This is a genomic window from Paenibacillus sp. JNUCC32 (assembly GCF_014863545.1).
GTDB lineage: Bacteria > Bacillota > Bacilli > Paenibacillales > Paenibacillaceae > Paenibacillus_AQ > Paenibacillus_AQ lautus_A.
Genome location: NZ_CP062260.1, coordinates 3,747,350 through 3,759,776, shown reverse-complemented (window position 1 = coordinate 3,759,776; position 12,427 = coordinate 3,747,350). Strand labels below are relative to the sequence as shown.

10 protein-coding genes are annotated in these 12,427 nt (G+C 52.7%); 2 read left to right on the top strand and 8 right to left on the bottom strand.

Going from position 1 to position 12,427, the window contains the following annotated elements:
* Positions 1-90: 90 nt before the first annotated feature.
* Entirely contained in the window at positions 91-1,122 is a 1,032-nt protein-coding gene (locus JNUCC32_RS16950) for a dienelactone hydrolase family protein (protein WP_096773000.1), read from the top strand.
* A 179-nt stretch (positions 1,123-1,301) separates the two neighbouring features.
* Here the strand turns inward: JNUCC32_RS16950 and JNUCC32_RS16945 are convergent, their stop codons facing one another.
* The 5 genes from JNUCC32_RS16945 to JNUCC32_RS16925 all read right to left on the bottom strand — a co-directional run bounded on the left by JNUCC32_RS16945 (position 1,302) and on the right by JNUCC32_RS16925 (position 9,203).
* Positions 1,302-4,553 (bottom strand): carbohydrate-binding protein, encoded by a 3,252-nt coding sequence (locus JNUCC32_RS16945; RefSeq protein ID WP_192569262.1) that lies wholly within the window; start codon positions 4,551-4,553, stop codon positions 1,302-1,304.
* A gap of 80 nt (positions 4,554-4,633) precedes the next feature.
* Positions 4,634-5,983, bottom strand: a complete 1,350-nt coding sequence (locus JNUCC32_RS16940; RefSeq protein WP_192569261.1) for an ABC transporter substrate-binding protein — start codon at positions 5,981-5,983, stop codon at positions 4,634-4,636.
* A 97-nt stretch (positions 5,984-6,080) separates the two neighbouring features.
* A complete protein-coding gene (locus JNUCC32_RS16935; protein ID WP_192569260.1) occupies positions 6,081-6,980 on the bottom strand; it encodes a carbohydrate ABC transporter permease in 900 nt (299 codons plus the stop codon).
* 14 nt (positions 6,981-6,994) lie between these two features.
* Positions 6,995-7,885: a carbohydrate ABC transporter permease gene (locus tag JNUCC32_RS16930; protein ID WP_036666123.1), complete on the bottom strand. Its 891-nt coding sequence runs from the start codon at positions 7,883-7,885 to the stop codon at positions 6,995-6,997.
* Positions 7,872-9,203 carry a glycoside hydrolase family 125 protein gene (locus JNUCC32_RS16925; RefSeq protein WP_192569259.1) on the bottom strand — a complete coding sequence of 444 codons (1,332 nt, stop codon included), beginning with the start codon at positions 9,201-9,203 and terminating at the stop codon, positions 7,872-7,874. The genes JNUCC32_RS16930 and JNUCC32_RS16925 overlap by 14 nt, the downstream gene beginning before the upstream one ends.
* Before the next feature lie 525 nt (positions 9,204-9,728).
* Between JNUCC32_RS16925 and sigK the strand changes: the two genes are divergently transcribed.
* Positions 9,729-10,430: an RNA polymerase sporulation sigma factor SigK gene (sigK, locus tag JNUCC32_RS16920; protein ID WP_006208952.1), complete on the top strand. Its 702-nt coding sequence runs from the start codon at positions 9,729-9,731 to the stop codon at positions 10,428-10,430.
* A gap of 179 nt (positions 10,431-10,609) precedes the next feature.
* Here sigK and JNUCC32_RS16915 read toward each other — a convergent pair whose 3' ends face one another.
* The 3 genes from JNUCC32_RS16915 to JNUCC32_RS16905 form a co-directional block, all read right to left on the bottom strand.
* Positions 10,610-10,879: a hypothetical protein gene (locus JNUCC32_RS16915; RefSeq protein ID WP_192569258.1), complete on the bottom strand. Its 270-nt coding sequence runs from the start codon at positions 10,877-10,879 to the stop codon at positions 10,610-10,612.
* Positions 10,880-11,083: 204 nt separating this feature from the next.
* A complete protein-coding gene (locus JNUCC32_RS16910; protein ID WP_096773007.1) occupies positions 11,084-11,362 on the bottom strand; it encodes a hypothetical protein in 279 nt (92 codons plus the stop codon).
* 103 nt (positions 11,363-11,465) lie between these two features.
* Positions 11,466-12,302, bottom strand: a complete 837-nt coding sequence (locus JNUCC32_RS16905) for a sugar phosphate isomerase/epimerase family protein (protein ID WP_192569257.1) — start codon at positions 12,300-12,302, stop codon at positions 11,466-11,468.
* Positions 12,303-12,427 lie beyond the last annotated feature (125 nt).

Sequence of the window (12,427 nt, the reverse complement as noted above, 5' to 3'; positions counted from 1 at the left end):
TGGCCTGAGGTTTAGGTGCAGGGATATGCGATGATCCAAGGGAGCACCGGGTCTACAATAGTGACTTTATCGAAGGGGGTGAGTTTTCGGATGTGGCGTGCAGATGCTTTTCTGGAATCCATGTATAACGAGGCTGAGAAAAAAACGAAAGACAGTCAGGCTGCCATGAGCGCCGAAGAGCGCAATCGGTATTTGAAGCAAGCGCTTCGGCGATTGATCGGCGAGTTCGAAACCAACGAAAATCACAAGCCTGTCCTGCTCGAACAGGTATCATGCGACGGTTATATTCGCGAAAGGATAGAATTATCAGCCGTACCGGGCGTATCCTTTGCCGCGTATATCCTAATCCCGGAAGATCAGCGGAAGCCGATGCCCGCAGCCGTCGCCGTTCATGGCCATGGCTATGGAAGCCGGGAGATCGTAGGGCTGAGGCAGGACGGATCCAACGATTCGGATCCGCCAGGCATTCATCGGCATTTCGCGGTTCAGTTGGTGCGGCGGGGCATGGTGGTGATCGCTCCGGATGTGGCCGGTTTCGGAGAGCGTCGCCTAGCCGCCGATCTTGCACGGAACCCGGAAGCCGCGAACTCCTGCCACCGGCTGGCCGCCCAGCTGCTGATGCATGGCAAGACGCTCGCCGGTCTCCGCGTAGCCGAGACGCTAAGGGCAGTGGACTATCTGGCCGAGCGCCCCGAAGTCCAGCCTGGCGGAATCGGCATCATGGGTTTTTCGGGAGGCGGCCTGATCTCGTTCCTGTGCGCGGCGCTGGATGAACGGATCCGGGCTGCGGTGCTTGCCGGTTATCCCAACACCTTCAAGGACAGCATTATGGCGATGCAGCACTGTATATGCAATTACATTCCGGGCATCCTGAACCATGCCGAGCTGCCGGAATGGATAGGGCTGATCGCTCCGAGATCCTTGTATCTGGAGTCGGGAGCCGATGATCGGATATTTCCGGCTGCGGGTTTTAACTCGGCGGTTGAACAGCTCAGGGAAACCTATCGGCGTGCCGGCGCGGAGGATAGGCTTCAAGCCGACCTGTTTCCTGGAGCGCACGAAATTAGCGGCCGTCATTCGTACGATTGGTTGTTCGAACGGTTAAGCAGCCCGGAGAATTGAAGATTTTCCCTGCTGGCCGCTGATCAGCACTGAAATAGAGCCCGATCTCGCATTGATTAAGGTCTGAACTTGGAAGAGTGGCGCACGCACAGGAGATTAAATTCGAAAAAGATGACTCCCGAGTGACCGGGAGTCATCTTTTTTACATGTCATCCAGGGGGGGCTAAAGCGCCTCCGGTTTACTCCAAGTCATCCTGCCAATCATGAATCAGAAAGTTGGCATCCGTATTCAATACTGCTTTGGCTTGATCGTTGATATTGCGTCCCATAGCCTCTTTATTCAGGTGCTTGGTGAAATTCTGCATATGTTTCACGGCCTGATCGCGTCTTCCCTTATCCAGATGATGCTGGACCTGGTTAAGGGCATTGCTCAGCTGGGGAATGAGTGCACCGCGTACATCGCCTGAATCCGTGAATCGCTCGACTAATTGTTTCATGGAATTCACGCTGGTGATGACCCGGAACCGGAGGTTTTTCCGAAGCTTGTTTCCTGAGCGGTCCTCGGTCGTAATCGTGGCGGTTTTATCGCCCAAGTTGCCGGCCAAATCAATGTCGATAGGATCCATGGTCATCGGATCGAGGGTGTAAGCCTTTCCGTCGATGGTGATTTCGGCAAAACGAATGGAAGAGTCCAGGATATTAAAACGAAGGGGCGTAAAATCCTCCATGGAATCGCCGTCTTGCAAGCTCTTGCCATTCACAGTCAGAGAGAAGGCAGGCGAGTCGGTTACCTCGAGGGTGATCCCCTGCGAAACATTGCCGGATAGATCCTTGGACCGGATGAAAAGCGAATAATCCTTGCCCGCTTCGATTCCTTGTATCACCGCTGTTTGAATTCCGCGATTGACCTCGATGACGTCTCCGACCTGCTGCCCATCGCTCCGCAGCGTAATTTGCACTTTTTGAGCATCGATATCGTAAGGACCGTCCCAATACAGCGTCATACTGCCCTCTCCGCGCTTCACCTGCACGTTCTCTACTTCGCCCGGAGCAACGTCGTCTTCTTCGGGTATGGTAGGAGGGGCAGGCTCCGTGAATACGGCCGGATCGCCAAAGGTGAATTTATCGAAGTTGTATAACCAGTCTCCGCCTTTAAAAGACATGAATACAATGTGTTTTCCCGTTACGGGAGTCGTTACGTCCGCCGAGAAAACCTTGAAATTTTGCCAGCCCCCGGTTCCAGAGACGGTTCCGGTAGCAATAACCGGCCCGTTAAGGCTATCCAATCGGACTTCAATTGTCCCGCCGCTAGTGTCGCTGGCCGCATTGACATGGAACTGGGTTGGGCTTTCGCTGCCGAAATCGATGTAATTGTACATGGCATAAGGATTATTCGGTCCGAACATGCCGGCCAGGTAGGTTTCCCCGCCCCCGGTTTCATTGCCGAAGCCTACTCCGTTCGTATAGTTTTCGGCTTCCAGCTTGCCGTAAGCATCCCTGGCTTTTCCTTTCATGGTTGTAAAGGTGAACCACCCCAGATTAAGGGGATAATCGCTGCCGTTCGCTCCCTTGAAAACCAGGTAAACATCGTGCACCCCTACGGCCAGGGTGTCATCGATATTCGCCATAATATCGACCCAACGATCCCAGCTTCCAAGCGCCGGAATTGGGATTACGCCTGCGGTAGGTCCATCCAGGCCGTCCAACCTGACTTCGATCGTGCCGCCCTGATTGCCGCTCGCCACATGGACGGTCACGCCTGCCGCGCCCGATCCAAAGTCGATTCCTTCATAAGCCGCATAAGCATTGTGATGGATGCCGTCTAAGTACCCAAGCTCGGCATGTTTGCTGAGACCTTCGCTGCTGTCGTAATTTCCCGCTTTAAGCTTGGCATAGGCATCGGTTTCGGTGGGATCGGTCGTCGTGAATTTAATCCAGTTCAAATTGAACAAATAATCGTCATTCGTTTTGGTGAAGACAAGATACACATCATGGACGCCGGTAATGGAGCTTGGCGATCCCTGGTCGTCCTTAAGTAGGGTGACGGCATCGATATAATTATTCCAGCCGCCCGTTCCCTCTACGTTCAAGGTCCCGACCTTGGGTCCGTCTTTGGAGTCGAGCCGGATTTCGATATGGCCTCCGCCCGTTCCGCTGGACGCCCTGGCGATGAAGCCGATCGCCCCTTCTGCTCCGAAATCCACATTTTTATATGCGGCATAAGAGCCGTGCTGAATTCCGCCCAGTTGGAGCGAACCTTCAAACGCACCCTCGAGCACGAATCCGGAACCGATATTATAGCGTTCCGCTTCGATTTTATCGAAGGGATTCTTAACGCCATAATGAAGGTCGGCTTCCATCGGCTTGATGACGTTCAGAGCTTGAACGGCAGCAGCCGAGGACCAGGACTCATAGGTTCCGGACAGCAGCTGTCCTGCCCAGTTTCCATCCACGATCTGATTCGGATTGCGGTGGCTCCAGGCCATTTCGGTATTGAAGGCAAGCCATTCGTCGAATTCGGCGCTGAACTCCGGGTGCTGCCCGGTCTCATCCAGTGTTTTTTGCAGGTGGGCCAAATTGCGCATCAGGATCGTTTTGCCGCCCTTCAGATCCCCGTTGGGACCTTCATAGTTCAACACGCCGTTTGCATCCACCAGACGGCTCTTGGTAAACTTCGCGGCTTTGACCGCGTCGTCGAGGTAAACCGCATTCCCGGTCGCTTTATACAATCCGACGGCCGCTCCGATGTATGTACCCTGGTTGTAGTGAGTGGCGTCCGGAACCGCGCCGCGTTCGAGCTCGATCCGGTCGAATACTTTTCCGTTTCCGTCCGTCAGCATCGTTTTGCCCCATCTGAATATTTGGGTTGCCGCGTTTAGATAATGCTCATCCTTCGTAATATCGTAAAGATACAATGCCGCTTGTGCGGCCGGGAAATTGATGCACGCGTTCTTGGTGTTATGGTCGCTGTTCAGCCACCAAATGCCGCCGCTCGCGAATTCTTCGTCCCACTGCGTGTCGTACACGAAATCGAAATGATGCCTCGCCGCCTCCAAGTATCTTGGGTTCCCGGTGATTTGATAGGCTCTGGCGCTGCCCATCGCCCACCACATGATATCGTCATTGAACGGATTATTCGTCCAATCTTCGCCGTACTTGGCTACGGTGCCGTCATAAACATCGTCGATCTGTGTTCTGAGCTCAGCCTTCAAAGCAGGATCTGAGGTGTGCTGATACGCATCCATGACCAATTCCCACAGTTCGGCCTCCACCCAGAAGTCCTGATGCTTGTCGCGTTTGGTGTCCTTCCAGAACATCTTGGCGTTCGGATCCCAGAATGTTTCGTTATAAGCTTTCATCGCCGTATCCCCGTCCGATGCGGTATAGGCATAGGCTTTGGAAGAGCCGATCCCCGGCATGGATCCAAGCAAGAATGCGAGGGTCAAAGGCACCGTCAAAAACCTGAACCATTTGCCTGATCTTCGTGACATGAATATTCCTCCTTCATTTTCAATTGGAAGCCGATCCGGGCAGATTCGCGATCGGCTTCATGAGCGCTTGATGCTTCCGGTTATTTGCCGGTAGTGATCACGTTATTGATTTTTTCAGCCATCACATCCAGTTCGGTGATCGGGGCTTTGCCCATCAGTATGTTTTTCCATGATGCTTCGATGAACGGGTACGCTTTGCCCGCCCACGTCGACAGGAAACGAACCGGCTGCGTATTCGGGGATTTCAGAATATGATCGAGGCCTTCGCCTACTTCGGGATGGCCCGCCGCTTTCAGCGCATCGTAATAAGCTGCGGAAGAAGCCTGGTAGGCTGCAGGAGCGACCGGGGTCGATGGGAGGACCTCTTCATACATTTTGGAATTCAGGTACTTGAGCACTTTCCATACCGCCTCGGGATTTTTGAGCGTTGCCGGGCTGGACCAGCCTACGGCGTCGTAAATCTCGGTCTGGCTGTTCACCACCGGCATCGGCGCGTAGCCCCATTCCAATTCCTTGGGAGCCGTGCGGATCAGATCGTCCGCTACCCACTGTCCTTGCAGGGTCATCGGAACTTTGCCTTGTTTGAACGAGCTCATGGCATTCGTTAAATCAAAGGTAGGGGGATTCATGTAGCCGTTTGCAATCGCGGACTTGTACTTTTCGACGCCTTCCCGGAATTGGTCGCTGATTTCCACCTTCGTCGGGTTGATGATGGCGTCGGCGAAGGGAGCACCGCCCGCGGAAACCGAATAGAGTGAGACGTGGAAGGGATCAAGGGGGGCATAATAACCGAATTGCTGCACGCCGCCTTGATTGCTCGAAAGCTTCTCCATCGCCGCAAAGAATTCGTCATAGGTCCAGCCGATTTTCGGTTCCGGAAGGCCTGCCTCCTGGAAGGACTTTTTATTGTAAAAAATGCCGTACGTGTTCAAGAGACCCGGTAAGCCAACGAGCTTGCCATCATAGTACCAGCTGTCCACCACGCCTTCGTAAAAGCCCTCCATGAACGCTTTGTCCTGGGTGGCAAGCTCCGTCCAGTCGTAGAGTAGTCCCTTGCCGGCATTATCGAGCAGCATGTCGTTGCCGGTCATGAAGATGTCCGGCGCTTTCTTGGCCGTGATCATCCCGTTGATCTTGACGCCGTAATTATCCAATGGCGTAGGGATGAGTTTTACTTTGATGTCGGGGTTTTCCTCTTCGAATTTTTTCATGGATGCCATGATTTTTTCGTTCATGGCCCCCGACTCCCAAGTAATCATCGTGACTTCGACGGGTTTGCCGGATCCCGCGTTATCTTGTCCGGACGGCGCGTTCCCGGAGTCCGCCGAACCGGAGCCTCCGCCGCCGTTCCCGCCGCAAGCGGCCAGCAGACTTGAGAAGAACAATAAAGCGATGATAGCGCTGGCCCACCCTTTTGCACCCTGTCTCATTGAAAGACCTCCCCAAAGGTAAATTTAATGAACTGAACATCACCTAGTTTTCGCTTCAGCCAACCGGTCTGCATCACCTCCCATCCGTGAGGACGACTTACTTCAAGCCTGCGGAATTCATGGAGCCGAGCCCCTGCATAAAAAATTTCTGGCCAAAGAAAAAGAGCAGCAGCATCGGCAGGATATAAATCAGATCCGCGGCCATGAACAAATTCCAGGCTGTCGCATAGGTGCCCGTATAGGTAGCCATTGCCAGAGACAGCGTCCATTTGCTCGGGTCGATAATATAGAGCAGGGGTTCCAAATATTGATTCCATGCGCCTTGGAACGCAAAGATCACCATGGTCATGATCACCGGCATCGACATGGGCACCAATACCTTAAGCAGCACATACAGGTCCGAAGCCCCGTCGATTTTGGCCGCCTCGTCAAACGAAACGGAAATCGTTCTTAAATACTGGACGAACAGGAAGGAGAACGTGGCGTTTCCAAAAAAAGCGGGCACGATGATGGGCAGCCACGAATCGTACCATCCGATGCTGGTGTACAGATTAAACATGGGAATCATGCCTACGAATCCGGGAAGCATGAGGCTTCCTATAAATAGCGAGAACCACAGCTTCCGGCCCGGGAACTTCAGCCGTGCGAGCCCGTACCCGACCAGCACCGAGCTGATAATCTGCCCGATCGTGCAGGTGATGGCAATGAACAGGGAGTTCCCGAATGTTTGCCAAAAGTTGATTTCCTTCGTTCCGGTCACGAAATTGGACCAATGAAATTCCCGCGGAAACCATTCGGGCGGAATTTTGAACACGTCATTGTTGCTCTTCAGCGCAATGGTGACCATCCAGAAGAGAGGGAACAGCATCGCTATGGCGCCGATGGCCAAGACCATAAATCGAAAGGCGTCAATCCAATTGAACCTTGCTCTCCGCTTCACGCGAATGTCCGCTGGATTCAGGTTTCCTCTTAGTTCCGGCCGTACTTCCGCTTGCATCGCTTCTTACCCCCTTATTTGTCGCTTTCGTAATAAACGAACCGGTTGGAGTACCGGTATGAAATAACGGTAAAAATCATGATGATAACGAACAGAACCCATACCTCCGCGATGGCATATCCAAACATTCTTCCGTTGAAGGCATCGGTATAGATCTTGTAATTCAGCAGGGAAGTGGAAAAATTCGGCCCGCCTCCGGTCAGCACCTGAACCTGGTTAAACGCCTGGAATGCGCCGATGATGCCGAGTATAAGCTGCAGAAACAGGATGGGCGTGATCATCGGAAGCGTAATGTTGATCGACATTCGCCATCTGGAGGCGCCGTCGACTTCGGCGGCTTCATACATGTCCTGCGGAACCGACTGCAGCCCGCTCAGAAAGATGATGACGCTGGAACCGACCTGCCATAAACCGATCAACACGATGGATGGAAGCGCTGTCGTTTCGCTCGTCAGCCATGTGCCCGGCGGCAGCCCGAACTCCCTTAGCAGCGAATTCGCCAGCCCGTATTGCGGCTCATATATGAACTGCCACAACGTGAGCGTAGCGATGGAGGGAACGACCACCGGAAGATAAAAGATGGTACGGAACCATTTGATGCCGGTCAGGTTTTTGTTCAGCATCATCGCCAACAACAAACCTAGGACCAGCGATAACGGAACACTCAGGATCACGAAATAAAACGTCGCGCGGATCGATGGCCAGAAAGCCGGATCCTCCGTGAACAGGTATCTAAAGTTCTCGAAGCCGATAAAACGGGGGGTGTCGTACCCGCTCCATTCCGTCAAGGCATAATACATGGACGAAAGCAGGGGATATCCGACAAAAACACTAAAGCCGATAATGGACGGCAAAATGAACAGATAGCCGATGACCCAGCCGCGTAGCTTTCTATTGGTTCCCATGATGATCCCGATGACCTCCTAGGCGTTCATTCGCTTTGACCCGAATGCCGTTATAGTCCATGATCAGCTCGCAGAACATCATATTTGCCCAAGAAAACCATGGGCGGGTATAACGGGCAGGGTCGTCGACCAGAAATCCCTCATGCATCATGCCGGTGCCAGCATCGGTATCCGCCATTAACCGAAGCAGCCGAAGCTTCTCCTCTTGATCGGTGGTCGTCAAGCCCTGAATGGCCAGCCCGATCGGCCATATATAACGAGCCGGCGTATGGGGGCTCCCGATGCCGGAGGCGGCAGTGCCTTGGTAATAATACGGATTGGCCTGGCTCAGCACGAACCGGCGGGTATTTTGATAGACCGGGTCATCGGTGCTTGCATAACCCAAATAGGGGATGGACAGCAGGCTGGGGACGTTGGCGTCATCCATAAGCAGGTGGTTTCCCATTCCGTCCGTCTCATAAGCGTAAATTCTGCCGTATTCGGGATGGTCGAGTACGCCGTACATTTCGATGCCATGCCGGATTTCATCCGCCAGTTTCGCCGCTTCCGCCGCCATCTGGGGATCGCGAAGGACGTCTCGGCAAATTTCCGCCAGATAACCGAGCACGACGACGGCGAACATATTCGACGGAATCAGGTATCCATAGGCGCAGGCGTCGTCGCTCGGACGGAAGCCGGACCAGGTCATTCCCGTATAAGCCACTTCCGTGCCTTTGCCGCCGCGGGGCAGCGTGTCGCTTGGAGGACAATCAAAGCGTTCGAAATAATACGGCGATTTCGATTCATGATGCTGTTCGGTTCGCCAAAGGGCCAGAATCGCCTTGGCAGCTGAATGGAATGTGTGATCGAGGTGAGAGGTTCTGCCGGTTTCTTTCCACAACAGGTAAGCAAGTTGGAGGGGGTAACACAATGAATCGACCTCATATTTGCGCTCCCAAAGCCAGGGGTTCATGGCGGTGCGATCGTTCTGATGGCCTTGACCGGAAGGCGAATCGTTAAACGCGTTGGCGTAAGGATCCAGCAGGATGAATGCCGACTGCCTCCGTACGAGCCCTTCGATCAGATCGGCCAGTCTGGGGTCTTGGCCTGCCGGAACGAGGAACGGCCGGATTTGCGCCGCCGAATCCCTCAGCCACATGGCCGGAATATCGCCGGTAATGACAAAGGTGGTGCCGTCTGGCTGTCTTCGGATGGTCGATCCCAGCGTGTTGTCCAGCATGCTCCTGAACATATGCCCAAGTTTCGGATCATCCGGGGTGCCTTCGGATATCGTGCGGTGCAAATCGTGCAAAACAGCAAAATAGTCCAACGTAAACATGTTAGCTCTTCTCCCTTCCATAGTTCCGGGTGTCGATCGTTGCTGTCATGCCCATATATAAAACGCTTACATTCAATATAATTACATACCAATTTAATGTCAATATATTATATTTAATAAATTTTATGCTGTTATATTATTTTGTTGTTCTGCGCGAGTTAATGGTGGTTCTTTGGATCGTTTACTTTGGTTTGAAGTGAGATCTCTTTGTTTTCAAGATGTGGATTCTGCTGATTATTTGATTTATATCATGTTATATTGATATGTGGCATACCTCTGGATTTTCGATGTTTCGGATCGTTTATGTTTGGCAGCAGGATCCATTAGATCCGCAGAAACTCCATTGGCCAAGAGAGCGAATGGCGTCTGGAATTTACGGGAAAGCGATAGCGCATTTAACGATTTTGCGCATCAGTTTCCCCCGTACAGGCACTTCTGGGCCGCTGCCTACATACAATGAGAAGACCGAGAAACCGAGCGCGATAAGGGCCGGTTGCATTGTAACTTCGCAGGAGGTGTCCTAAAGTGCCTGGATTGTTTACCGCAATTGCTTTGTTCATTAAAGAGTTGACCCTGCTCGTTTCGTATGTGAAAAACAACGCGTTTCCCCAGCCTCTGACCGAGGAGGAGGAAGCTAAACATCTGCAGCGAATGGCCGAAGGCGATCCTCAGTCGCGGAATAAACTGATTGAGCATAATCTTCGGCTGGTCGCGCACATCGTCAAAAAGTTCGATAACACCGGCGAGGATCTGGAAGATCTCATATCCATCGGCACCATCGGTCTGATCAAAGCCATTGAAAGCTTTCGGCCCAACAAGGGGACGAAGCTGGCGACGTTTGCTGCCCGTTGTATAGAAAACGAAATATTGATGCACTTGCGTTCGCTTAAGAAAACGCGCAAGGACGTATCCCTGCATGATCCGATCGGAACGGACAAAGAGGGGAATGAGATTACTCTTATCGATATCCTCGGGACGGAAGCGGATGACATTGTGGATGCAGTGCAGCTGAAAATCGAAAAGAGCAAAATTTATCGAAATCTGGACATATTGGACGACCGGGAGAAGGAAGTTGTCATAGGACGGTTTGGATTGGAAGCCGGGGGAGAAGAACGGACGCAGCGGGAAATCGCCAAGGAACTGGGAATTTCGCGCAGCTACGTGTCGCGCATTGAGAAGCGGGCGCTGATGAAGCTGTATCATGAGTTTTATAAGCAGAAACGATAAGAAGCGGCTGTTCTCACATCAAAAGGATCGAAGAGGATTGTCTATATAAAGAAAGATAAAGCCACTTCCATATGATGGAAGTGGCTTTATCTTAGTTGTTTCGGGTTAGAAAAAACGATGCTCGGCAAGAGGTTTCGGAAACTAGGCGTGCTCAGTCAAAACCATCATGATGCACGGTGTTATGTAGGGTTCGGCGCGCTCGGCTTGAAGAGTGAGCGCAGATCCAGGCGCGCATGACGCCCGGATTTGAGCTGCTGCCATTGCAGCACGCGGCGGATCGCCATCGGGGCGATGATGCTGCCGATCATGCCGAACAGATCGGATTGAAGCGCTCTTTGAGCGATGATGTAACCGCAAGAACCGCCGATAAATTCGATGGACATGTAGCGCTTGACGTTGGATAACGAAACGACATAAATCACGAATTCCTTCTCTTTCTTAATGGGCATGGTATACTCCCCCGCTCCCTCATGTCTTTTAACACTGCAGCCAACGGTGTTTCTTCCTGGGGATCGTGTGTTAGATGCGCGTTTTTTACATGCCATTTTATGTATTTTTATAGGCCGTTATGCATTCGGTGTCGGGTGAATACAAGCCCTGTTACGACAAAAACCAACCGTCTTGTCCAAATAACGACGGTTGGTTATAAACTCCTACTCAGGTTTCTCTTGTCCCGGATCTGCTTGCATGCTCTCGTCTTCGCCGGGATACTCCCGCTCGATGCCCATATGCAGCCGGCGATCCTCATAATCGAACCGATTCGGAGGCCGCTGATCCTTGCGCCAAGGCGTGCTCTTGCCGAGGGAATCGCTGCGAAGATCGGAACCGTAGGGTCCCTCGGGAAATTCCTCTGCCACCAGATCGTTCCGTTGGGACTCAACGGTAGACAAATCCGTGGACTCCGCTCGTTTTTCCTTCTCAAATCCGTTCATGCTAAAGACCTCCTGAAAAGGTACTTAACGTACCCTTTCAGTGTGCCCTGTATTAGAGGAATCATTCCGATATGTGCGCGGCACCGACTGTGCAAACTAAATATTACAGACCTGCAGCGCCGAATACGTTGTTGAAGGCTTGGCGCGATTTGGCAGCCAGCTCCTCTGGAGTACCCGCCGGTGTGGAAGGCGTCAATATTTCTTGCGTTACCGGGCCCTTATAGCCGATATCGTTCAGCGCCTGAAGGAAGCCTGGCAAATCAATCACGCCCTCACCCGGGTAAAGGCGGTCATTATCGAGCACGTCCCGAATTGGAATGTCCTTGGCATCGTTGATGTGGACATGAACAATCTGGTCTGCGCGCAGCTGCCGAATATCGGCGGTTGTCATCTCGTTGGTGTACCAGTGATAGGCATCATACAGCAGCCCGACATTCGGCTCCCCGATGGCATCGATCCAGTCCAACGTCTCTTGTACCGTCCATATGAACGGGTTCTTCCATTGGGTGCGCAGATGGTGCGGACCGACGAACTCCAGGCCCAATCGGATTCCGTATGCTCCCAGAATGCTGGCGCAGGCCCGCAGCCTGGAAGTGGCCAGCGCCATGAAATGGGCTGCAGGCGCGTCCGTGGAAGGAAGAATGTATGTACAGCAGCGGGTGCTGCCAAGCGCCTTGGCGGCGGCCGCGGCGGCCGGCAGCTTCTCGAGTCCGCTTAGGAACTGCTCGTTCGACCCTCTCCATTCCACCGGGAGACCGATCGCCCCGATTTCCAGTTGGCGGGATTGCAGCATTTCGGCAGCCGCTTCCGCGCCAAGCCGGTCCACAAGACCTTTGGCATCGATATCGACGCTTTGGAATTCATATTTGGCCGCAAGCTCGATAAACTGTAAATCGCTTTCAAGTTTTCCGAGCCCTGCGCTTGTTAAACCTTGCAGCATATTCATCGTCTCCATTCGCTATATGATGTCGTATTGCTAGAGGCGGGTGCTTGTTTATATCAACCCGTTTGGCATTTCATAGTTTCTATTATGATATGTTCAACTCTATAAATCTATGATCGCTT